This is a genomic window from Pseudomonas sp. B21-028 (assembly GCF_024749045.1).
Classification (GTDB): domain Bacteria; phylum Pseudomonadota; class Gammaproteobacteria; order Pseudomonadales; family Pseudomonadaceae; genus Aquipseudomonas.
Genome location: NZ_CP087184.1, coordinates 3,381,336 through 3,404,719, shown reverse-complemented (window position 1 = coordinate 3,404,719; position 23,384 = coordinate 3,381,336). Strand labels below are relative to the sequence as shown.

The 23,384-nt window shown below is 63.3% G+C and carries 20 protein-coding genes; 17 read left to right on the top strand and 3 right to left on the bottom strand.

What is annotated here, in order from left to right; genetic code table 11:
- The first annotated feature begins 47 nt into the window (after window positions 1-47).
- From LOY35_RS14800 to LOY35_RS14765, 8 genes are read left to right on the top strand one after another with little or no spacing between them, the layout of a single operon-like run.
- Window positions 48-1,832, top strand: a complete 1,785-nt coding sequence (locus LOY35_RS14800; RefSeq protein ID WP_258624161.1) for an IucA/IucC family siderophore biosynthesis protein — start codon at window positions 48-50, stop codon at window positions 1,830-1,832.
- On the top strand, window positions 1,825-3,036 hold the full coding sequence (locus LOY35_RS14795; protein ID WP_258624149.1) for a type III PLP-dependent enzyme: 1,212 nt from the start codon (window positions 1,825-1,827) through the stop codon (window positions 3,034-3,036). Before LOY35_RS14800 ends, LOY35_RS14795 begins: the two co-directional genes overlap by 8 nt.
- Complete coding sequence (locus LOY35_RS14790) at window positions 3,033-4,439, top strand: DHA2 family efflux MFS transporter permease subunit (RefSeq protein ID WP_258624146.1); 1,407 nt, start codon at window positions 3,033-3,035, stop codon at window positions 4,437-4,439. The genes LOY35_RS14795 and LOY35_RS14790 overlap by 4 nt, the downstream gene beginning before the upstream one ends.
- A gap of 16 nt (window positions 4,440-4,455) precedes the next feature.
- Window positions 4,456-6,312 (top strand): IucA/IucC family siderophore biosynthesis protein, encoded by a 1,857-nt coding sequence (locus tag LOY35_RS14785; RefSeq protein WP_258624140.1) that lies wholly within the window; start codon window positions 4,456-4,458, stop codon window positions 6,310-6,312.
- A complete protein-coding gene (locus LOY35_RS14780) occupies window positions 6,306-7,088 on the top strand; it encodes an HpcH/HpaI aldolase/citrate lyase family protein (protein WP_258624137.1) in 783 nt (260 codons plus the stop codon). Before LOY35_RS14785 ends, LOY35_RS14780 begins: the two co-directional genes overlap by 7 nt.
- Window positions 7,085-8,968 (top strand): IucA/IucC family siderophore biosynthesis protein, encoded by a 1,884-nt coding sequence (locus LOY35_RS14775; protein ID WP_258624123.1) that lies wholly within the window; start codon window positions 7,085-7,087, stop codon window positions 8,966-8,968. The genes LOY35_RS14780 and LOY35_RS14775 overlap by 4 nt, the downstream gene beginning before the upstream one ends.
- A 4-nt stretch (window positions 8,969-8,972) precedes the next feature.
- Window positions 8,973-9,794, top strand: coding sequence for an IucA/IucC family C-terminal-domain containing protein (locus LOY35_RS14770; protein WP_258624121.1), 822 nt, complete (start codon window positions 8,973-8,975; stop codon window positions 9,792-9,794).
- Window positions 9,787-10,398 carry an RraA family protein gene (locus LOY35_RS14765; RefSeq protein ID WP_258624120.1) on the top strand — a complete coding sequence of 204 codons (612 nt, stop codon included), beginning with the start codon at window positions 9,787-9,789 and terminating at the stop codon, window positions 10,396-10,398. The genes LOY35_RS14770 and LOY35_RS14765 overlap by 8 nt, the downstream gene beginning before the upstream one ends.
- Window positions 10,399-10,401: 3 nt before the next feature.
- Here LOY35_RS14765 and LOY35_RS14760 read toward each other — a convergent pair whose 3' ends face one another.
- Window positions 10,402-10,803, bottom strand: coding sequence for a hypothetical protein (locus tag LOY35_RS14760; RefSeq protein ID WP_177329274.1), 402 nt, complete (start codon window positions 10,801-10,803; stop codon window positions 10,402-10,404).
- Between the two features lie 258 nt (window positions 10,804-11,061).
- Between LOY35_RS14760 and LOY35_RS14755 the strand changes: the two genes are divergently transcribed.
- Window positions 11,062-12,135 (top strand): M42 family peptidase, encoded by a 1,074-nt coding sequence (locus LOY35_RS14755; protein WP_258624113.1) that lies wholly within the window; start codon window positions 11,062-11,064, stop codon window positions 12,133-12,135.
- A 447-nt stretch (window positions 12,136-12,582) separates the two neighbouring features.
- Here LOY35_RS14755 and LOY35_RS14750 read toward each other — a convergent pair whose 3' ends face one another.
- On the bottom strand, window positions 12,583-13,062 hold the full coding sequence (locus LOY35_RS14750) for a nuclear transport factor 2 family protein (RefSeq protein ID WP_144930441.1): 480 nt from the start codon (window positions 13,060-13,062) through the stop codon (window positions 12,583-12,585).
- 52 nt (window positions 13,063-13,114) lie between these two features.
- Window positions 13,115-13,684, bottom strand: coding sequence for a TetR/AcrR family transcriptional regulator (locus LOY35_RS14745; RefSeq protein WP_258624109.1), 570 nt, complete (start codon window positions 13,682-13,684; stop codon window positions 13,115-13,117).
- Window positions 13,685-13,876: 192 nt separating this feature from the next.
- Between LOY35_RS14745 and pssA the strand changes: the two genes are divergently transcribed.
- From pssA to LOY35_RS14705, 8 genes are all read left to right on the top strand, one after another.
- Window positions 13,877-15,220, top strand: a complete 1,344-nt coding sequence (gene pssA / locus LOY35_RS14740; RefSeq protein WP_258624108.1) for a CDP-diacylglycerol--serine O-phosphatidyltransferase — start codon at window positions 13,877-13,879, stop codon at window positions 15,218-15,220.
- An 11-nt stretch (window positions 15,221-15,231) separates the two neighbouring features.
- Window positions 15,232-16,248 (top strand): AraC family transcriptional regulator, encoded by a 1,017-nt coding sequence (locus tag LOY35_RS14735; protein WP_258624094.1) that lies wholly within the window; start codon window positions 15,232-15,234, stop codon window positions 16,246-16,248.
- A gap of 212 nt (window positions 16,249-16,460) precedes the next feature.
- Window positions 16,461-18,125, top strand: a complete 1,665-nt coding sequence (locus LOY35_RS14730; protein ID WP_258624086.1) for an AMP-binding protein — start codon at window positions 16,461-16,463, stop codon at window positions 18,123-18,125.
- Window positions 18,126-18,141: 16 nt separating this feature from the next.
- A complete protein-coding gene (locus LOY35_RS14725) occupies window positions 18,142-18,903 on the top strand; it encodes an SDR family NAD(P)-dependent oxidoreductase (protein WP_258624082.1) in 762 nt (253 codons plus the stop codon).
- A gap of 13 nt (window positions 18,904-18,916) precedes the next feature.
- Window positions 18,917-20,104, top strand: a complete 1,188-nt coding sequence (locus tag LOY35_RS14720) for an acetyl-CoA C-acyltransferase (protein ID WP_258624080.1) — start codon at window positions 18,917-18,919, stop codon at window positions 20,102-20,104.
- A gap of 9 nt (window positions 20,105-20,113) precedes the next feature.
- Window positions 20,114-21,241 (top strand): acyl-CoA dehydrogenase, encoded by a 1,128-nt coding sequence (locus tag LOY35_RS14715; protein ID WP_145130717.1) that lies wholly within the window; start codon window positions 20,114-20,116, stop codon window positions 21,239-21,241.
- Between the two features lie 13 nt (window positions 21,242-21,254).
- A complete protein-coding gene (locus LOY35_RS14710; RefSeq protein ID WP_024777310.1) occupies window positions 21,255-22,028 on the top strand; it encodes an enoyl-CoA hydratase in 774 nt (257 codons plus the stop codon).
- Window positions 22,029-22,584: 556 nt separating this feature from the next.
- Window positions 22,585-23,364: a DeoR/GlpR family DNA-binding transcription regulator gene (locus LOY35_RS14705; protein ID WP_258624069.1), complete on the top strand. Its 780-nt coding sequence runs from the start codon at window positions 22,585-22,587 to the stop codon at window positions 23,362-23,364.
- Window positions 23,365-23,384 lie beyond the last annotated feature (20 nt).

Below are 23,384 nucleotides of genomic sequence, written 5' to 3'. Positions count from 1 at the left end.
GCCCAGACATGAAGTCATCCGTAACCCGCAGGTTGCGAGGAGTAACTATGCAATATCCCGATCGTACTGCTTTATCCCACCGCGTCAGCGAACTGGCGAGTACTCGCGCCTTGCTCAATTGTTTGATCAAGGAATTCGCATTACCGGAAAACTGCCTGGATTATCACTGGCCCCAGGATATGCGTGGCATTGCACCCGGAAGTTACCTCGAAGGGCTGCAATCGAAGGGGATTCCCCTGGCCATCAGCCTGCCCAACGGCCAGCAGTTCTTCGTGCTGGTGGATCGTCGCGACCGTCTCGGTAGCCATCGCTACCTGTCCGATGTGTATGCGCGGCAGGGCGATACGTCGTGGAGCAACCTGCCATTCCCCGAGTTCGTCGCGCAACTGCTCGGCGCCTGTGAGCACATGACCCGCGCCAGCAACGACGAGTTGCTCGAACAGGTGTTGCAAAGCCAGTCCCTGACCGCCGCCATCGTCGCCCACAACATCGACGGTGAGGGTCCGGCGCCGCTGAGCAGCTACCTCGCCAGCGAGCAGGGGCTGTGGTTTGGTCATCCGAATCATCCGGCGCCCAAGGCGCGGCTCTGGCCGGCCCACCTGGCCCAGGAAACCTATGCCCCGGAGTTCCAGGCGCGTACGGCACTGCACCTGTTCGAGGTCCCGCGCGAAGGGCTGCGGATCTCCGCCAACGGGCTGACCGAAGAACAAGTGCTGGCTGGCTTCGCCGACCAGAGTCGTGCCCGGCCGGGACGGGCGATCATTTGCCTGCACCCGGTCCAGGCACAGCTGTTCGTGCAGGACCGACGGGTGCAGCAGCAATTGGAACTGGGCGAATTGCGGGACCTGGGTACCACCGGAGCACTGGCCAGCCCGACGGCCTCCATGCGCACCTGGTACATCGAAGGGCATGACTATTTCATCAAGGGCTCGCTAAACGTGCGCATTACCAACTGCGTGCGCAAGAACGCCTGGTATGAGCTGGAAAGCACCTTGATCATCGACCAGTTGTTCCAGCGTTTGCAGCAGACCCAGCCGCAGACCCTGGGCGGCCTGTCCTCCGTGGCCGAGCCGGGCTCCTTGAGCTGGGCGCCCGAGCACGCGAGCGAAGCCGACAGCCACTGGTTCCGTGAGCAGACCGGCGCGATCCTGCGCGAGAACTTCTGCCGTCGCGGCGGCGCGGACGTGAGCATCATGGCCGGCACGCTGTTTGCCCGGGATATCCATTCCCAGCCGCTGGTCCATGAATTCCTGCAAGGTTTCAACGGCCAGGCACTGGATGACGAACAACTGCTCGACTGGTTCGACCGCTACCAGGCGCTGCTGCTGCGTCCCGTGCTGGCGCTGTTTTTCAACCACGGCGTGGTGATGGAACCGCACCTGCAGAACAGTGTGCTGATCCACGACGACGGCCAGCCACAGCAATTGCTGCTGCGGGACTTCGAAGGGGTCAAGCTGACTGAGGAACTGGGAATGTCCGGTATTGAGGTCGGCCTGCATCCTCGCGTGCGCCAGTCGCTGGTCTACAGCCGTGAACAGGGCTGGAGTCGCATCAGTTATTGCCTGCTGATCAACAACCTCTCCGAAGCGGTGCTGGCCCTGAGCTGGGAACGTCCGCACCTGGCTCCGTTGATGTGGGAACGGGTGACGCGTCAACTGCGCAGCATTCGTCAGGAGCTGGTACGGCCGGCGCCGGAACTGGATGCGTTGATCGCCGGCGAATCGATTCCCTGCAAGACCAATCTGAAGGTGCGCCTGGCCGCCAAGGCCGATCGTCAGGCCGGTTACGTCAGCCTGCGTTCGCCTTGGGGCGAGGAGGTGCGTTATGCGTGACCTGCCCGAAACGGTGATGGCCGCCATCGAGGCGGCCCGGCGCAACAGCGAAGACCCGCTGGCGCTGTTTGTCTATGACCTTGAGGCGCTGACCCGGCATGTCAGCGAAGTCATGGCCGCGCTGCCTGCCGGTGTGGAGCTGTATTACGCGATCAAGGCCAACAGCGAGGCGCCGATGCTCGCGGCCCTGGCCCCGCTGGTCAGTGGTTTCGAGATTTCCTCCGGCGGTGAGATCGAACGGGTCGTGGCGTGTCCGACGCGCAAGCCCTACGTGTTTTCCGGCCCGGGCAAACTCGATTCGGACCTGCGGGCTGCCCTGGAGAACCGGGTCGAGGCGATCCACCTGGAAAGCCTCAATGAAATCGACCGCCTGCAACGTCTCGCGCAGCAGGCCGGTCGTGTCCAGCCGGTATTCATCCGCATCAACCCGCAGTTGCCGTCGACCCTGTCGAGCAAACTGGCGATGGCCGGCACCGCGACGCCTTTCGGTATCGATGAAGCGGAACTGCCGGAAGCCGTGCGGCGGGTGCAGGCGTTCAGTCACCTGAGCCTCAAGGGTTTCCACGTGCATGCGATGTCCCATCAGAACTCGGTGGAACGTCATGAGCAACTGTTGGACTTCTACCTGCAACGCTGGACTGAATGGAAAGCGCTGGCGACCGGGGATGAGCAACCGACCCACTTGAATGTCGGCGGCGGCATCGGGGTCGACTACCTGAGCGGACAGCGCTTCGATTGGCAGCGTCTTTGCCGGCACCTGCGCAAGTCCCTCGCACAGCATGAGCAGCCGCCGGTGGTGCGTTTCGAACCGGGTCGTTTCATCAGCGCATTCTGTGGTTACTACGTGATCGAAGTGCTGGACACCAAGACCAGCCACGGCGAGCACTTCCTGGTCTGTCGGGGTGGCACCCACCAGTTCCGCCTGCCGGCGGCGCAGAGTCACGATCACCCGGTCATCCACCTGCCACGTCGACGCAAGCCGCAGCCGGACACCGCGCAGACCTGGACCGTGGTCGGCCAGTTGTGCACGCCCAAAGATGTATTGAGCCGCGGTCGCCGGTTGCAGGGGGCCGAGGTGGGAGACCTGTTGGTGCTGCCCATGGCCGGCGCCTATGGCTACAACATTTCCCACGCGGACTTCCTGTGCCATCCGCGTCCGCAGCAACAGTTCGTCAGTGCCACGACGCCTGGAGCACGGTTGTGACAGTGCCGCGTCACTGGGTGGTGATCAACGTCATGTTGGGCACGCTCACGGTCAGCCTCAACAACAGCTCGCTGAACCCGGCGTTGCCGGCGTTCATGGAGGCGTTTGCCATCGGGCCGCTGATGGCGACCTGGATCGTCGCGGGCTTCATGACCGCCATGGGCATGACCATGCCGTTGACCAGCTTCCTGAGCCAGCGCCTCGGCCGCAAGCGCTTGTACCTGTGGGGCGTGGCGTTGTTCATCGGTGGTTCGCTGATGGGCGCGATGGCTGACTCGATAGTGCTGGTGATTGCGGCGCGGGTGGTCCAGGGGATCGCCAGCGGGCTGATGATCCCGTTGTCCCTGGCGATCATTTTCTCGGTGTATGCCAAGGACGAGCGGGGGCGGGTGACGGGGCTGTGGAGCGCCGTGGTCATGCTCGCCCCGGCGGTGGGACCGTTGTGCGGAAGCCTGCTGCTGGAGTGGTTCAGCTGGCGCTCGCTGTTCCTGATGAACGTGCCCATCGGGCTGGTGGCGCTGATCCTGGGGTTGGGCGTATTGCCGGCTTCCGAACCGCCGGAGCGCAAACCGTTCGATTTCGCCGGGTATCTGCTGATCGCCTCGGGCATCGGCTTGCTGATGGTCGCCACCAGTCGCCTGCACCACGCCGACGGCCTGCTGGATCCGCTCAACCTGGCCATGCTGACGGCGGGCGTGCTGTGCCTGATCGCCTTCGTGCGCGTCGAGTTGAGCTGTCCGGAGCCGCTGCTCAACCTGCGGATATTCAACCTGCGCGGCTACCGCCTGAGCGTGATCATCGCCGTGGTGCAGTCGGTGGGCATGTTCGAGTGCCTGGTGCTGGTGCCGCTGCTGGTGCAGATGGTGCTGGGCCACAGCGCGATCTGGACCGGCCTGGCCCTGCTGTGCACTGCCGGGTTCGCCAGCCTGTTCGGCCAGATGGGCGGCAAGCTGCTCGACCGGTACGGACCACGGGCGGTGGTGTCGGCGGGCATGTTGCTGACCGGTGCGTCGACCCTGGCCCTGGGCATGCTCGGTCCCCAGGCCAGCCTCGCCACGGTGTTCGTCTTGATGATGGTACGCGGCGCCGGGCTGGGGCTTTCCTACATGCCGGTGACCACCGCCGGGCTCAACGCCTTGCCGGAACCGATGGTCACTCAGGGCGCCGCCATGAACAACATCTCCCGGCGCCTCGTGTCGTCGCTGGCCATCGTGATCGCCTCGCTCTGGCTGGAAATGCGCCTGGGCGCCGAGGCGGGGTCGGCGCTGCGAGCCTCGGGCGCTGTCAGCGAAGTGTTCATCGCCACCGGCGCGCTGATCCTGTTGGCCTTGCCCTGCGCCTGGCGCTTCCCCATGCCGGAACGGGCGGCCCCGGCGCCGTCCGTGGCCCTCGAACAACGTTAATCGATAAGGAATTCCCATGACGATTTTTGAACAAGCCCCGCAATCCACCGCCCCAGGCGCCTGGCTGGCGGGCACCGATACCGATGTCCGGGTAAAAGTCCAACAGCGGGTGGTCGGCCAACTGCTGCAAACCCTGTTGTATGAAGACGTGCTGGCGTACCAGTGTGAGCCGCTTGCGAACGGCCGGTATCGTTTCATCGTGCAAGGTACCGATGCCGCGCAACAACCGGTGCAATACCACTGCAACGGCCTGCGCAGCAGCAGTTTCGAGCTGATCCGCCTGGATCACGCCAGCCTTGAGCGCGTCGATGCCGCAGGCCACTCCCAGGCACCTGACCTGCACCAGGCGCTGGCCGAACTGCTCGGCGAGTTCGAGGGCAGCGCCCACCTGCCACGTTTCATCCAGGAACTGGAACAGACCCAGCTCAAGGACCTGCAATCGCGCAGCCAAGGCTACCGTGCGCCGCGTGCCGCCCATCGACTGGATGTGGATGCGCTGGAACAGCACTTCATGGACGCCCACAGCTACCACCCATGCTACAAGTCGCGGATCGGCTTCACCCTGCATGACAACACCCGCTACGGGCCGGAGTTCGCCAGCCCCATCGCCATCGTCTGGCTGGCCGTAGCCAAGTCCTGCGGGGCGATGAACCATTCCAGCAAAATGGATTTCGACGCATTCATTCGCCAGGAAGCCGGGGAGAAGCGCCTGCAACAGCTGGCCGCGATTCTCGAAAGCCGCGCTCAGGCGCCGGACGATTACTGGGTGATTCCCGTCCATCCGTGGCAGTGGGAAAACACCATCGTCCCGACGTTCTACCCCGAGCTGCTCAGCGGCGAACTGATCTACCTGGGAACCTCGCAGGATCGGTACAAGGCCCAGCAATCGATCCGCACCCTGGCCAACGCCAGCTCGCCCGAACGCCCTTATGTAAAGCTGGCGATGAGCATGACCAACACCTCCAGCACGCGCATCCTGGCGCGGCATACGGTGATGAACGGCCCGATCATCACCGACTGGCTGCAACAGCTGATCGCCACCGACAGCACCGCCCGCGCCCTGGACTTCGTCATCCTCGGCGAGGTGGCCGGGGTCAGCTTCAGCTACGATCACCTGCCGGCCACCCGTGCGCCTCAAGCCTATGGCACCCTCGGCGCGATCTGGCGGGAAAGCATCCACGGCTATCTCAAGGCCGATGAGCAAGCGGTGCCGTTCAACGGCCTGAGCCACGTGGAAAACCGCTACGGCCAGGGCGAGCAGCTGCCGTTCATCGATGCCTGGATCGCCCAGTACGGTTTGCAGGCCTGGACTCAGCGATTGCTGGAAGTCACGGTGCCGCCGATCATCCACATGCTCTACGCCGAAGGCATCGGCATGGAATCCCACGGCCAGAACATCGTGCTGATCACCCGGGACGGTTGGCCGCAACGCATCGCCCTCAAGGATTTCCACGACGGCGTGCGCTACTCCCCGGCGCACCTGGCCCGGCCTAAATTGTGCCCGACCCTGGTGCCGTTGCCCGCCAGCCACGCAAAGCTGAACCGCAACTCGTTCATCATTACCGATGACGTGAATGCGGTGCGGGATTTCTCCTGCGACTGTTTCTTCTTCATTTGCCTGGCGGAAATGGCGATTTTCCTCCGCCAGCACTATCAGCTGGATGAAACCCGCTTCTGGCAGATGACCGCCGACGTCATCACTGCTTACCAGGCTGCGCACCCGCAGCACCGCGAGCGCTTCGGGCTGTTCGACGTATTCGCGCCTTCCTATGAAGTGGAAGAACTGACCAAGCGTCGCCTGCTGGGCGACGGGGAGCGGCGCTTCAAGTCGGTGCCCAATCCGCTGCACGCCTTCAGGCCGCAGTCATGCTGAGGACCAATCAGCTGAAGCTCAAGATCGGTGCGGGGCAGGCCGCCTACGGGCTGATCAGTTCGATTCCGTCGGCCATGGCGATCGAGCTGATCGCCGAGGCGGGCTACGACTTCGTGATCATCGACATGGAGCATGTGCTGATCAACCCGGAAACCGTCGAGCACATGATCCGCATGGCCGAAGCCTACGCCATCACGCCCTTGGTGCGGGTGTCGGACCTGAATCCGAAAACCCTGTTGCGCCTGCTCGACGGCGGCGCCCAGGGCATCGTGCTGCCGATGATCGAGAGCCCGGAGCAACTGACCGATGCGATTGCCGCGTGCAAGTACCACCCGTTGGGGCGGCGCAGCCTGAATGCCGGGCGCCCCGGTTCGTTTGGCAAACACAGCCTGGCCGAATACGTGGGGCTGGCCAACGAGCAAATCATGGTGGTGGCGATGATCGAAAGCGCCGAAGGCGCACGGCGTGCGGCGGACATCGCGACGGTGCCCGGCCTGGACATGATCCTCGAAGGCGCGGCGGACCTGTCCCAGTCCCTCGGCACGCCCTGGCGGATCGACACGCCGGCGGTGCAACAGGCCTTGCTGGACACCTGGCAGGCGGCCCGCGAAGCCGGCGTTCCCTATTGCGCCATTCCCCGTCAACCCGACGACCATGCCCGCTGGCGTGCCCGAGGGGTGAACACCTTTGTACTGGGCGACGAACGCGGTATCGCGTTCCGCGCTCTCCAGGGCCGTTTGGCCACACTTTCTTCAGAAGGACATGAATCAAGATGACTCGCCTGACCTTACACGCCCTGGCCCACGCCGCCGATATCGTCATGCAGGATCTGGTGGATTGCCTGTTGGCCGAACAGTTCTTCGGCAGCGAGCCGTTGCCCCTGGTCGACGTCGGTGTCTGGCGGCAGGCTCATCCGAAGGCGCCGGCGCTCGCCGGGCTGACCCCGCAACAGCGTATCTGGGATTGGTGCTACGACCCGACCGAACAGCGCTCCATCAGCATTGCCCTGCGTGCGGGCATCACCCAACAGTGGGAAAAAGTGCCGGGCACCCCGGTGCTGGCGCGCCAGGAAGAGCAGTGGACGGTGCTTTCGCCGGACGACTTCATGAAGCGGGTGTTCGGCTCGATGGCCGAGCGTTTCAAGGACAACGATAAAGGCCTGTCGCTGTTTCTCGATGTGCTGCACACCAGCGTCAAGCAGACGGCGTTGTCCCTGTCACATGCAGTGGATGACCGTGAGTTGATGACCCAGGATCCGGCGACGTTTTTCCGCACCATGGAACAGTGGGCCTCGCTGCGCGACCGTCCCTATCACCCGTTGGCCAAGGCCAAGCAAGGGCTCGACGACGAGGAATACCTGCGTTACCAGGCCGAGTTCGCCCGCCCGGTGGCCTTGAACTGGGTGGCGGTGGACCGCACGCTGTTGCAATGCGGCGATGGCGTCGGGGATCTCGCGCAGTGCTATCCGGCACGTTATCTGTTGCCTGAGCCTCTGCAGGCCCGGCTCGCCGGGGAAATGCAGGCTCGCGGCCTGGCGGACAGCCATATCGCGCTGCCGGTCCACCCGTGGCAGTGGGAACATGTGCTCGACAAACAGTTGGGGGAGGTTTTCGCCAAAGGCGATTGCCGGCGCTTGAGCTTCAATGAGGGCGATTTCTTCGCCACCTCGTCGCTGCGTTCCATGACGCCGTGCTTCGACAGTGCCGACTACCTCAAGCTGCCGATGGCCATCCACTCCCTGGGCGCATCGCGCTATTTGCCAGCGGTGAAGATGATCAACGGCGGCCTGAGCGAAGCCTTGCTCCACGAGGTATTGGACAAGGACGCGACCCTGCGCCAGTCGCTGCACCTTTGCGACGAGAGCAAGTGGTGGGCGTTCATGCCACCCGAGGCCACGTTGTTCGACGAGGCACCACGGCACCTGTCGGCCATGGTCCGGGGCTACCCGAGCGCGTTACTCAATGACGCCGACACCCGCCTGCTACCCATGGCCGCTCTGGGCACGCCGCTGCCGGGCAGCAACCGTCACTTCTTCGATGACTGGATGCAGTATCGCAACCTGCCGGCGGACGCCGAGTCGGTCATGACCCTGTTCCGTGAACTGGCCCGCAGCTTCTTCGACATCAACCTGCGCATGTTCCGCCTCGGCATGCTGGGGGAAGTCCACGGTCAGAACGCGGTACTGGTATGGAAGGACGGCCATGCCGAAGGCCTGCTGTTGCGCGACCACGATTCGCTGCGGATCTTCGTGCCGTGGCTGGAGCGCAATGGTATGGCGGACCCGGTGTACCGCATCAAGAAAGGCCACGCCAACACGCTGTACCACGAGCGTCCTGAAGATCTGCTGTTCTGGCTGCAGACCCTGGGCATCCAGGTCAACATGCGGGCGATCATGGACACCCTGGCGCAGGTCTACTCGATGCCGGTGACTGGCTTGTGGCAGGCCCTGCGGGACGTGCTGGACGAACTGATCGAGACCATCGACTTCGACGCCGAGGCCCGGGCGATGCTCAAGGCGCAACTGTTCGACGCGCCCAACTGGCCGCAGAAACTATTGCTCACGCCCATGATCGAGCGGGCCGGCGGCCCGGGCAGCATGCCGTTCGGCAAGGGCGAGGTGGTCAACCCGTTCCGCCGGCTGTCGCTGGAGGCCTGAGGGCATGGCGATCAGTCGCGTGCTCAGGATTGAACCGGTGTCCGCCGACGGAGCCTGCCGGTTTACGGCCGACGAGTGGGCCGTGCTCAGCGGCCCATTGCGGCTGAAACCGGCAGGGGAGCGCGATTCGTCGCGTTCCCTGGCGGCCCATGAGCTGTTGAATGGCGGTGTGTGCCTGCGGCTGCTGGACGAGTTGACGCCGATCCTCGGTTCGCCGTCCCGTGCAATCACCGCCTCGCTGTTGAGCAAGCGAATTTCGTTCCTCGCCACCAACCCCTGTCTGTATGCGCTCTCGGCCTGCGACAAGGGGCTGCGGATGTCCCTGGACAACAGCGTCATCGAATACGGTCACGACGCGGGGCGCTGGACCTCGTCGATGCCGCTGCTGGACCCGCAGCCGCAGGCCTATGCCACCGGCGACCGGGAGGCCTGGCGCGAAGCGTTGGTCGGCAACCTGTTTGCCGGGCTGCTCAAGCCGTTGTGGGATCTGTTCGCCCAGGTCAGCGGCATCTCCCGACGCATCCTCTGGGAAAACACGGCGGTGCGGGTCTATTCGCTGTATGAAAAACGCATGGACAGCCTGCAGGAGCCGTCCGCGCGCCGGCGCATCGACGCCGATTTCGATTGGCTGCTGAACCAGGCCGATCCTGGGCTATTCGGCCTGGATTACAACCCGTTGCAGCATTTTCGCCGAGCCCCCATGCCCCTGGCCGATGGCGGCTGTCGACGGTTGCGGCGCACCTGCTGTTTCTATTACCGGGCGAGCAACCCGGTCGAATACTGTTCGGCCTGCCCGTTGCTGCGAAAGAGAACAAGACATGAATGATTCAATCGCGTCAGCGGCGGTCACCGACTCGCTGTTGGCACAGTACCGGGGGATCGCTTCGTCCACCCTTGGGCATTTCACCGACAGCGGATACCTGCGGGGCATCCGCCCGTTGTTCGATAACCTGCGCATGCTCGGCAAGGTGGTCACGGTCAGGCTGTTCACGCCTGACGGCAGTGTCTTGCGCGAAGCCTTGTTGCTTAGCGAGCCGGGGGATGTGCTGGTGGTGGAATGCGTGGGGGACGCCGACTGTGCCTGCTGGGGAGAGCTGCGCACCCTGGCCGGGCTGATCAAAGGCCTGGCCGGCGTGGTGGTGTGCGGCGCGGTGACCGACGTGGCCGCCTTGCGGGAGCATCGCCTGCCGGTGTTCAGTCGCGGTGTCAGCGCTTTCACCACCCGTAGCCTTGGGCTTGGCGGCGAGGTCAATCAGCCGATCCGGGTGTCAGGGGTCGCCGTACATCCAGGCGACATTGCCATCGGTGATGACGATGGTGTGTTCATCCTCGGGGTGCAACAGGCCATCGATCTGCTGCCCAAGCTGCTGGCGAAAGAGCAGGCGGATCGGCTGAAGAGAACCGAGTTCCTGCAACGGATCCGGCGCTGAGCGTCAGGCGTCGCGGAACAAGTCGTGGGCGTCCAGCAGGCGCCAGGCGATTTCCGGGCGTTTTTCCAGGCCGCGGCGAATGGCAGCCGGGATCGATTGGCGAATTTTGCGACACAGGCCCGGTTGCTCCTGAAACTCGATGGCGATGCCGCGCATGGTCCGGACTTCGTTGTAGCCCGGCTCGATGGTCAGGCGGATGCCGAGGTTTTCGTACAGCCGCTGCTGCAACCGTTCGAGTTCGGCCAGGTCCTGGATGTTTTCCAGTCGTTCGAGCAGGCGCTTTTCTTCCTGGCGATTCAGGCAAAGGATGCGCAGGTCGCTGCCCGCGGTTTCCAGCAAGGCCTCGCGCCCGCAGTCGCAGACGCCGGGCGGGCAGGGGGGACGGATCGGAATCGACGCGGTCATGGGCTCCACAAGTCTGGGGTACGACGAAGCCACCGTTGAGTCCATCGGCGGCCCAGGCAATGTGATGCCTGGCGATAGTGCGGTCAACCCTGTCATATGGCCGCCGGTCTGTCACCCGGCATGGTCCGCTCGTCTGTTTATCCGCCGATCCGATCAAATTTTCCAGGGCGAGCACCCTCAAGACAGACAGGACGTTGCGGTCCGCTCCGTCATCGTATCGCGACGGTCCTCATGGCAAGCATAAGGAGAGTCCGATCGATGCAAGCGAACCTGTCTACATTACCGTTGCTGGAAGAGTTACTGATGGCCCGCGGACCGGGCGGGCAGGAAGACGAAGTCCGGCAAGTCTGCCTGCGAGAGCTGGAGCCCCATTGCGACAAGACCTGGGTCGACCCGGCCGGCAACGTCATCGGGCTGATCAAGGGCGCGGCCGGCGGAAGCGGCACCGAAACTCCGGTCAGGGTCATGGCTCATCTGGACGAAATCGCCATGCTGGTCAAACGCGTGGAACCCGATGGCACGTTGCGGGTGGTGGCTTTGGGGGGCGCCAACCCGATCAACTTCGGTGTATGCCCGGTGGACATATTGGGCGATCGGGATTTCATCCCTGGCGTGTTGTCGTTCGGCTCCATGCACAGCACGGCGCAAACCCATCAGGGGGCGGATGTCCTGTCCGGGAATGTGCATTGGGAAGACGTCCATGTGATCACCCGTTGTTCACGGGAACAACTGCACAGGCACGGTGTACGCCCGGGCACGCGGGTGGTGTTGAGCCAGCACTGGCGTCGGCCGTTTCGGGTGGGCGATGCGATTGCCGCGCATTTCCTTGATGACCGTGCGCCAATGGTTGCGACCCTCCAGGCCGCCGCGCTGTTGGCCGAGCGCCGGGCGGAACTGGTCGGTGAGGTGTATTTCGTCTTCACCACCCAGGAAGAGGAATCCAACGCCGGAGCGCTGTACGCCGCCGCCCACCTGCCGGGCGAGGTGACCGTTGCCGTCGAGATCGGGCCGGTGGTGCCGGAATACGGAACCCGGTTGAGCGTCAACCCGATCATCAATACGGGAGACGAAAAAGGCTGCTACAGCCGCAAGGTCGTCGACCAGCTCTACCGCGCCGGCAAAAGCATCGACCTGGAGCCGCAATTTGCGCTGCTTGTGGACTTTGCCAGCGATGCCAGTGCGGTCATGGGCAGCGGGGTGTCGGCCATGGGAGGTTGTATCGCCATACCCACCGAGAATACCCATGGGTATGAGCTGATCCTGGAAGGCAGCATCGAAGCCTGCGCGGGGACATTGCTGGAATTCCTGCTCAATCGGGCTGAAGGTGAGTAACGCTAAAGCCCTGTGATCGCTGAACCCTGTGGGAGCGAGCCTGCTCGCGATGACGGCGGCACATCGACACTGAAGCAAGCAGGCCCACCGCTATCGCGAGCAGGCTCGCTCCCACATGGGGCCAGGGTACCAGCGGGATTTGAGTTTGATCGGTAGAACTCCTGTGGGAGCGAGCCTGCTCGCGATGACGGCGGCACATTCGACACTGAAGCAAGCAGGCCCACCGCTATCGCGAGCAGGCTCGCTCCCACATGGGGGGCTAGGGTGTTGGCGGAAGTTGTGTCTACCATCGATCCTCTGTGGGAGCGAGCCTGCTCGCGATGGCGGCGGCACATTCGACACTGAAGCAAGCAGGCCCACCGCTATCGCGAGCAGGCTCGCTCCCACATGAGGCCAAGGTGCCGGCAGGGTTCGAGTTCCACCGCCGGTCCCTCAAGAGTGTTGTGTCTACAACCCCAGCTCAGACAACCCAGGATGATCGTCCGGCCGACGCCCCAGGGGCCAATGGTATTTGCGTTCACTTTCCTTGATCGGCAGGTCGTTGATGCAGGCGTAGCGGTTGGACATCAGGCCCTGTTCGTCGAACTCCCAGTTCTCATTGCCATAGGAACGGAACCAGTTGCCCGAATCGTCGTGCCATTCGTAGGCATAACGCACGGCGATGCGGTTGTCGGTGAACGCCCAGAGTTCCTTGATCAGCCGGTAATCCAGCTCCTTGGCCCATTTGCGGGTCAGGAAGGCCTTGGCTTCTTCGCGGTTATGGACGAATTCGGCGCGGTTGCGCCATTGGGTGTCCAGGGTATAGGCCAGGGACACTCGCTGTGGGTCGCGAGAGTTCCAGCCATCCTCGGCCAGGCGAACTTTCTCGATGGCCGATTCACGGGTGAAAGGCGGCAGGGGCGGACGAACTTCAGCAGGGGACGACATGGCAAATCTCCAGTGATGAATCAAGTTTCACGATGTTCAGCGGATGAGCTTTTTATTTCTTTTCAACCAACAACACGTTCAACATGGCCTGGGCGTGATCGGCGGCAGTGTGGTCGCCCATGATCAGTGCAACAGTAATGGCGCCATCGATCAGAATAAGTAACTGTCGGGCCAGGGCCTCGGGATCTTCGACGCCTTGTTCAATACATAAACGGGTGACGTAATCGAGCAACTTCTGTTTATGCAGCTTCGCCAATTGGCGGACCGGGTCCTGTGGGTCCCCGGTTTCACCACTGGTATTGATGAACGCACAGCCGCGGAAGCCGTCGCTGTCAAACCAGCCCTTGAGCACGGCGAACAGGTTGTATAGCCGTGCGGTCGGGGTAGGGGCCTTGTCGACCTCGGTGCTGAACCAGTGCATCCAGCGCTCGTCCCGCCGCTTGAGGGCAGCCAGGATCAGGTCGTCCTTGTTGGCGAAATAGCGGTAGACACTTTTCCTGGAGACGCCGGCGGTTTTCACCAGAAGATCCATGCCGGTGGCCGCAATGCCACTTTTATAGATCAGTTTTTCGGCGACATCGAGGATGATGTCTCGTGTGTCGTTGCTGATGATTTCGTTCATGGCGCAAACAGTAGAACGATCGTTCTCCTTGGTCAAATGTTTTTTCTGCGACTGCACTTTTGAAATCCTGGCTCGCTGGCGATGGGCTTCGCCATCGCAATCGCGAGCAAGCTGTGCTCCCACTAGAGTCCCAAACCCATCCGCCATGGTGTAAGCTCAGCGGCTCTTCGGAATCGACCTTTTGCGAGCCCTATGCCGTCGCTTTTCAAACGCTCCCTGCTGCCCAAGCTGCGCAGCTTTGCACTGACCGCCGATGCCGTGACCATCCTCGATGGCGCAGCCGAGTTCCGCCGTTGCCTGCTGGAGAAAATCGCCCAGGCCACCCAGCGCATCTACATCGTCGCCCTGTATCTGCAACAAGACGAAGCCGGCCAGGAAATCCTCGATGCCCTGCATGCCGCCAAAGCGGCGCGTCCGGAACTGGACGTGGTCGTGGTGGTGGACTGGTTGCGGGCCCAACGCGGGCTGATCGGCGCCAAGAAGCAGCCGGGCAACTCGGCGTGGTACCAGGAGCAAACGCGCAGCCATGCCAGCGAGGTGCCGATCTACGGCGTGCCGGTGCAAACCCGCGAACTGTTCGGCGTGCTGCACTTGAAAGGTTTCGTGATCGACGATTGCGTGCTTTACAGCGGCGCCAGCCTGAACAACGTCTACCTGCACAAGTTCGACAAGTACCGCTACGACCGCTATCACTTGCTGCAGAACACAGCGCTGGCCGACTCGATGCACCACCTGGTGCAGCATGGCCTGATCACCTCCAAGGCCGTGCATCGCCTGGACCTGCCGAACCTGCCCAGCACCCGCAGTTTGCGCAAGGACATTGGCGACCTGCGCAGCCGGCTCAAGTACGCCGCCTATGACACCACGGCCGGCAGCCTCGACAAGAGCGGCCTGTCGGTGAGCCCGTTGCTGGGCGTCGGCAAGAACAACCCGCTGAGCCGGGCGATCGGCGAACTGATCGCCAGCAGTCGCCAGCAACTGACCATTTGTACGCCGTACTTCAACCTGCCCCTGGCGGTGACCCGGGAGCTCAACCGCGCCCTGGCCCGTGGGGTCAGGATCGACATCATTGTCGGCGACAAAACCGCCAACGACTTCTTCATCCCGCCGAGCGAACCGTTCAAGATCATCGCGGCGCTGCCTTACCTGTATGAAATCAGCCTGCGTCGCTTCGCCAAGCGGCATCAGCGCTACATCGACAGCGGCCAGTTGAACCTGCACTTGTGGCGTGACGGCGACAACAGCTATCACCTCAAGGGCATGTGGGTCGACGAGCGCTACACCTTGCTGACCGGCAACAATCTCAACCCGCGGGCGTTCCGCCTGGACCTGGAGAACGCCCTGTTGCTGGACGACCCCAAGGGTGAGTTGCTGGAACCGCGTAAGGCCGAGCTCGAGCAGATCTACCGGCATACCCGCCGAATCGAACGCTACCTGGACCTGGAAGCGTTGCCGGACTACCCGGCGGCGGTGGCCAAGTTCCTGAAAAGGGTCAGCCGGGTGCGGATCGAGCGGCTGCTTTACCGGATCCTGTGAACACCGGCGCCATGGCCGAAAAAGACACCATCTCCATCCAGTTGGTGCGTGAGGCGCTGCTGCAAAGCTGCGCCCCAGGCCCGGCAACCGATGAAGTGCTGAGCAAGGTCGGCATCGCTCCCGCATGGCTCGACAATCCCCAGGCACGGGTACCGGCCGCTGCCTATGCGCGGCTCTGGCGCTTGCTCGCAAGGCGCCTTGACGATGAGTTCTTCGGCATGGACCCGCGCAAGCTCAAGTCCGGCAGCCTGGCCTTCCTTTGCCAGTGCGCCATGGCGCAGCCGACACTGGCGGCCGGCCTGACGGCGGGGCTGGGGTTCCTGTCGCTGATGCTCGAACAGTTGCCGGCCCAGTGGGTGCGCCAGCAGAGCCTGGCGGAAATCGTCCTGCTGGAAGACGATCAGGAGCCACGGCGGGCCTTTACCTACTTCACCTACTGGATGATCGTCCATGGCGTGGCCTGCTGGCTGGCAGGACGGCGGATCCCCATCCTGTCCGTCGAGCTGCGCTGCCCGGCGCCGGATTTCTGCGACGACTACCGGGTGATGTTTTCCCAGAATCTGCGCTTCGAGCGCCCCCGTACCCGGATGATCTTCGCCGCCGAGTACCTGGACCTGCCCATCCGCCGCAGCGCCGAGGAGTTCAAGCGGTTCCTGGCCCGGGCTCCGGCCAACATCCTGGTCAAATACCGCGACCCGCAAAGCCTCGCCAGCCGGATCCGGCACGACCTGCGTCAACTGCCTGCCGAGCAATGGCCGGAAACCGAAGCCCTGGCCCAACAGTTGTGTGTGTCGGCATCGACCCTGCGCCGGCGCCTGGCGGAAGAAGGGCAGACCTACCAGGGGCTCAAGGACAGCGTGCGCAAGGAGTTGGCGATCACCTGGCTCGCCGAACCTTCCATCAGTTTCGTCGAGATTGCTTCGCGCCTGGGATTTGCCGATGCCAGCTCGTTCTACAAGGCGTTCCGCAAGTGGTCCGGTTCCAATCCGGGGCATTACCGCAGCCTGATTCTCAACGACCCCGGCTGAGCACAACCGCGACGATAGATCGCAGGCTTCGCCAGCGCCTACAGGAAGCGCCGTTAGCGGTTTGCTTCCACACCACAATCTTCGCTCCAAACCATGGCCAAACCAGTCAGCCAACTTGATAGCTTTGACCATTGCCGCCCAAGCTCTTCGGCGCGAGTATTCCCCTGTTCACGGTTCCCCCAACCAATAAAAAGTACAGAGGGATTCTGGTCATGCGCGATTATCTGTCCGCCACGTCGCAGTTCGATTACCTGCACACCGTCAATACCGCACTGCACGGTTCGCTCGAGGCGCTGAACGCCTGTGTCGAGTGTTGCGACCGGCATGCGTTGCCGGGGCGTATCGCGTTGTTCTGGGAAGGCCGTGACGGCAGCGACGCGACCTGGACCTACCGTGACCTGCAAGACGACGCCGCGCGCTTCGCCAATTTCCTGCTGGCCCAGGGCGTGGGCAAGGGCGACAAGGTCGCCGGCCTGCTGCCCCGCACCGCGGGGCTGCTGATCGTGGTGCTTGCCACCTGGCGCATCGGCGCCGTGTATCAGCCATTGTTCACCGCGTTCGGGCCCAAGGCCATCGAGCACCGTCTCGGCAGCTCCGGCGCCCGCATCGTCGTCACCGACAGCGTCAACCGGCCGAAGCTCAACGAAGTGAGCGGTTGTCCCACCGTGGTCACCGTCGGCGGCGAACAAGGCCGGGGAATCGTGCGGGGCGACTTCAGTTTCTGGGCTGAAGTGGCAAACCACTCCAATCAATGCGAGCCGGTCATGCTCACCGGCGAAGACCCGTTCCTGCTGATGTTCACGTCCGGCACCACCGGGCCGGCCAAGGCGTTGGCCGTACCGCTCAAGGCCATCGTCGCGTTCCAGAGTTACACCCGTGACGCGGTGGATTTGCGTCCCGAAGATGCCTTCTGGAACCTCGCCGATCCAGGCTGGGCCTACGGTATTTACTTCGGCGTGACCGGACCCTTGGCGATGGGCCATCCCATCACCTTCTACGATGGTCCCTTCACCCTGGAAAGCACCTGCCGGGTCATCAACAAATATGGCATCACCAACCTCACGGGTTCGCCCACCGCCTATCGGCTGCTGATTGCCGGAGGCGAGCAGTTCGCCTGTTCGATCAAGGGCCGGCTGCGCATCGTCAGCAGTGCCGGCGAGCCGCTGAACCCGGAAGTGATCCGCTGGTTCGCCGATAACCTGGGCGTGGTGATCCACGACCATTACGGCCAGACCGAACTGGGCATGGTGCTGTGCAACCACCACGGGCTTGAGCATCCGGTGCACCTGGGGGCGGCCGGTTTTGCCTCGCCGGGCCACCGCATCGTGGTGCTGGATGAGAACCACCAGGAACTGGGCGTCGGCCAGCCGGGCATTCTTGCCGTCGACCGCAGCCAGTCGCCAATGTGCTGGTTCGCCGGTTACGCGGGTGGGCCGACCAAGGCGTTCGTTGGCAATTATTACCTGAGCGGTGACACCGTCGAACTGAACCCGGACGGCAGCATCAGTTTCGTCGGTCGCAGTGACGACGTGATCACCACCTCGGGCTACCGCGTCGGTCCCTTCGACGTGGAAAGCGCCTTGATCGAACACCCGGCCGTGGTGGAAGCCGCCGTGGTCGGCAAACCCGACCCGGAGCGTACCGAGCTGGTGAAGGCCTTCGTCGTGCTCAGTGCCCAGTACCGTGCCGCGCCGGAGCTGGCCGAAGAACTGCGCCAGCACGTGCGCAAGCGCCTGGCGGCCCATGCGTATCCCCGTGAAATCGAATTTGTCAGCGACTTGCCGAAAACCCCAAGCGGTAAGTTGCAGCGCTTTATCTTGCGCAACCAGGAAATCGCCAAAGCCCAAGAAGCGGTGGCGCAGAACGTTTCAGCTTGAATCCAAGGAAACCATGATGCAGATCGACAACAAGATATTCCTCGTCAGCGGCGGTGCGTCCGGCCTCGGTGCGGCCACCGGTGAGCTGCTGGTCAAGGCCGGCGCCAAGGTGATGCTGGTGGACCTCAATGCTGAAGCCGTGGCCACCCAGGCGCAGAAGCTCGGCTGCCGGAGCGTGGTCGCGGACATCAGCAACGAGGCGGCGGCCGAAGCGGCGGTCAAGGCCACCGTCGAGGCATTCGGCGGGCTGAATGGCCTGGTGAACTGTGCCGGCATCGTGCGTGGCGAAAAGATCCTCGGCAAGAACGGCCCTCATGGGCTCGCCAGCTTCAGCCAGGTGATCAACGTCAACCTGATCGGCAGCTTCAACCTGCTGCGCCTGGCCGCTGCGGCCATCGCTGAAACCGAGGCCGATGCCGACGGCGAGCGCGGTGTGATCATCAACACCGCGTCGGTGGCAGCTTTCGATGGCCAGATCGGCCAGGCAGCCTATGCGGCGTCCAAGGGCGCGATTGCCAGCCTGACCTTGCCGGCCGCCCGGGAACTGGCGCGTTTCGGCATCCGCGTGATGACCATTGCCCCGGGGATTTTCGAAACGCCGATGATGGCCGGCATGACCCCGGAAGTCCGCGATTCCCTGGCCGCCGGTGTGCCGTTCCCGCCGCGCCTGGGCAAACCGGCCGAGTACGCGGCGCTGGTCAGGCATATCATTGAAAACAGCATGCTCAATGGCGAGGTGATCCGTCTCGACGGTGCCTTGCGCATGGCAGCGAAGTAAGGAGGATTTTGTCATGACCCACGATCCGATTGTCATCGTCAGCGCCGTCCGCACCCCCATGGGCGGTTTCCAGGGCGAACTCAAGAGCCTCAGCGCCTCGCAACTGGGGGCGGCCGCCATCAAGGCAGCGGTCGAACGCGCCGGTATCGCACCGGGTGCGGTGGAGGAAGTGCTGTTCGGTTGCGTGCTCGCCGCCGGCCAGGGCCAGGCCCCGGCGCGGCAGGCGGCGCTGGGTGCCGGGCTCGACAAATCGACCCGTTGCACCACCCTGAACAAAATGTGCGGTTCGGGCATGGAGGCGACGATGCTCGCCCATGACATGCTCGTGGCCGGCAGTGCCGAGGTAGTGGTGGCCGGTGGCATGGAAAGCATGTCCAACGCCCCGTATCTGCTCGATCGCGCCCGCAGCGGCTTGCGCATGGGCCACGGCAAGGTCCTGGACCACATGTTCCTCGACGGCCTGGAAGATGCCTACGACAAGGGCCGTCTGATGGGCACTTTTGCCGAAGATTGCGCCGAAGCCAATGGTTTCAGCCGTGAAGCCCAGGACGCCTTCGCCATTGCGTCCACCACCCGCGCCCAGCAGGCGATCAAGGACGGCAGCTTCGATGCCGAGATCGTGCCGCTGCAGGTCATGGTCGGCAAGGAACAGGTCACGGTGAGCCACGACGAACAGCCGCCCAAGGCGCGGATCGACAAGATCGCATCCCTCAAGCCGGCGTTCCGCGAAGGCGGTACGGTGACGGCGGCCAACGCCAGCTCGATCTCCGACGGTGCCGCGGCGCTGGTACTGATGCGCCAGAGCCAGGCGACGCAGCGCGGCCTGAAGCCCCTGGCGGTGATTCACGGTCACGCGGCGTTTGCCGATACCCCGAGCCTTTTCCCGACTGCACCGATTGGCGCAGTGAAGAAACTGATGCAAAAGACCGGCTGGTCGCTGGACGAAGTCGATCTGTTCGAGGTCAACGAAGCGTTTGCCGTGGTCGGGCTGGTGACCATGGGCAAGCTGGAGATTCCCCACGACAAGGTCAACATCCACGGCGGCGCTTGCGCGCTGGGCCACCCGATTGGTGCTTCCGGGGCGCGGATCCTGGTGACGCTGCTCTCGGCCCTGCGCCAGAAAGGCCTCAAGCGCGGTGTCGCAGCGATTTGTATCGGCGGCGGTGAAGCCACGGCCATGGCCGTTGAATGCCTGTATTAAGGAATCACCATGCTCCCGACTGAAGAACAGACACAAATCAGCGACGTGGCCCGGCAGTTCGCCCAGGAACGCTTGAAGCCGTTCGCCGCCGAGTGGGACCGCGAGCACCGCTTTCCCAGGGAAGCCATCGGCGAAATGGCCGAGCTGGGTTTCTTCGGCATGCTCGTGCCGGAGCAATGGGGCGGTTGCGACACCGGCTACCTGACCTACGCCATGGCCCTGGAAGAAATCGCCGCCGGCGACGGGGCGTGCTCGACCATCATGAGTGTGCACAATTCGGTGGGCTGCGTGCCGATCCTCAAGTTCGGCAGCGACGAACAGAAGGCCCGGTTTCTCACGCCCCTGGCCAGCGGCGCGATGCTCGGCGCCTTTGCCCTGACTGAGCCCCAGGCCGGCTCGGACGCTAGCAGCCTCAAGACCCGGGCGCGACTGGACGGCGATCACTACGTGCTCAACGGTAGCAAGCAGTTCATCACCTCCGGGCAGAACGCTGGGGTGGTGATCGTGTTCGCGGTGACCGACCCGAGTGCGGGCAAGCGTGGCATCAGCGCGTTCATCGTGCCCACCGACTCACCGGGCTACAGCGTGGCGCGGGTCGAGGACAAACTCGGCCAGCATGCTTCCGATACCTGCCAGATCCTGTTCGAAGATGTGAAGGTGCCGGTTGCCAATCGGCTGGGGGAGGAGGGTGAAGGCTACAGGATCGCCCTGGCGAACCTGGAAGGCGGGCGGGTCGGCATCGCGGCGCAATCGGTCGGCATGGCACGGGCGGCATTCGAGGCGGCCCGGGACTATGCCCGCGAACGCCAGAGCTTCGGCAAGCCGATCATCGAGCACCAGGCCGTGGCGTTCCGCCTGGCGGACATGGCGACCCAGATCGCCGTGGCGCGGCAGATGGTGCATTACGCCGCCGCACTGCGGGATAACGGCCAGCCTGCTTTGGTAGAGGCCTCCATGGCCAAGCTGTTCGCCTCGGAAATGGCCGAAAAAGTCTGCTCCATGGCGTTGCAAACCCTGGGCGGATACGGTTATCTCAACGACTTCCCGCTGGAACGCATCTACCGCGACGTGCGGGTCTGCCAGATCTACGAAGGCACCAGCGACATTCAGCGCATGGTCATTTCGCGCAATCTTTGAACAGGAGTCCCGCATGAGCTACGAAACGATTTTGTTGGAAATCAAGGACCGCGTCGGCCTGATCACCCTCAACCGTCCCCAGGCGCTGAACGCCTTGAACGCGCAGATCGTCAGCGAGTTGAACCACGCGCTGGACAGCCTGGAAGCGGATCCGAAGATCGGCTGCATCGTGCTGACCGGCTCGAAGAAAGCCTTCGCCGCCGGGGCCGACATCAAGGAAATGGCCGAGCTGACCTATCCGCAGATCTACCTCGACGACCTGTTCAGCGACAGCGACCGCGTGGCCAACCGCCGCAAGCCGATCATCGCGGCGGTGAACGGCTTCGCCCTGGGTGGCGGCTGTGAACTGGCCCTGATGTGCGATTTCATCCTGGCGGGCGACAACGCCAAGTTCGGCCAGCCGGAAATCAACCTCGGCGTCCTGCCGGGCATGGGCGGTACCCAGCGCCTGACCCGTGCGGTGGGCAAGGCCAAGGCCATGGAAATGTGCCTGACCGGGCGTTTTATCGACGCCGTGGAGGCGGAACGTTGCGGCATCGTGGCGCGGATCGTACCGGCCGATGAGTTGCTGGATGACGCCCTGAAAACCGCTGCACTGATCGCCTCCAAGTCGGTGCCGATCAGCATGATGGTCAAGGAAAGCGTCAACCGTGCGTTTGAAGTGAGCCTGTCCGAAGGCGTGCGTTTCGAACGACGGGTGTTCCATGCGGCATTCGCGACCCAGGATCAGAAAGAAGGCATGGCAGCCTTCGTGGCCAAGCGGCCCGCGGAGTTCCAGGATAAGTAGGCGGCGCCCTCCCTGACGCTATCGCGAGCAGGCTCGCTCCCACCTTGGATTTGCGGTGTACGCCACAAAACCTGTGGGAGCGAGCCTGCTCGCGATGGCGGCGGAACATTCAACATCCCTGTGACAGACACACCGCTTTCGCGAGCAAGCCCGCTCCCACACTGGATTTGCGCTGTACGCCACAGAACCCTGTGGGAGCGAGCCTGCTCGCGATGGCGGCGGCACATTCAACATCCCTGTGACAGACACACCGCTTTCGCGAGCAAGCCCGCGCCCACAACGGCAGCTCTGGGTCAGAAGATAAATTTGAGTAACGCGATGACCACGATCAGGCCGATCAGGAAAATGATGCCAACGGTACTGCCAAGAAATTTCAACATGGGAAGTGCTCTCATCGGATGGACTTAATGGTCTAGACCCCTGGTGCGAGAGCTCGTTTCGATTATTTTTCGGCGACGTCCGCCCATCCCGAATCATCGGTTTGACGATCCTGCGCATACGCGGCATGCTTGCTCGATCATGAGCATTGATGCTCGTTTATGCAGGTTATAAACCCATGGGTTCATCGAACGACGTATTCCCCGGCGAACGCCAACAATTGATCAGTGAACGCCTTGCACGCTATGGCCGTGTGATTGCGGCCGATCTGGCCAGTGAACTGAATGTCTCCGAGCACTCGATCCGACGCGACCTGGGCGCGTTGGCGGCGGCAGGCTTATGCAAACGCGTCTACGGCGGCGCGATCCTGCTACCCGCGGCTGAACGGCCGATAGATGTTCGCGTCAGGCAGGACGCTACGCGCAAGAACAGTCTCGGCCAGACCGCCGCCGCGTTGCTGAGTACCGGGCAGCACGTCTTCATCGATGCCGGATCCACCAATCTGGCGATTGCCTGCGCCATTGATCCCCAACTCCAGTTCACCGTCACGACCAACTCGCCGCTGATTGCCGTGCAACTGATGAAGTTGCCTCGCGCCGAGGTCATTGTGTTGGGCGGACGCTTGAACCCTGTTGCGGGTGGCGCAATCGGGCTGGCCGCGGCACAGCAGCTACGGCAGTTCAGTTTCGATCTGTGCTTTCTCGGCGCTTGCGCCATCGACCCGGATAACGGCATCACGGCCTTCGGCCTGGACGACGCCGAGTTCAAGCGCGCGGTGGTGGCGGCGAGCGGCCAGGTGGTCGTGGCGGTGACCAACGAAAAACTCTCCAGCGTCGCGCATTATCAGGTGGCCGGCTGTGACGAAGTTGCCGCCCTGGTGGTGGAACACGACGCGCCGCGGGAGCGCCTGGAGCCGTTTTTCAACCGGATCTCCAACGTCGTCACGGCCGCTCGTTAAGTCGCCGGCTGCCGGGCTTG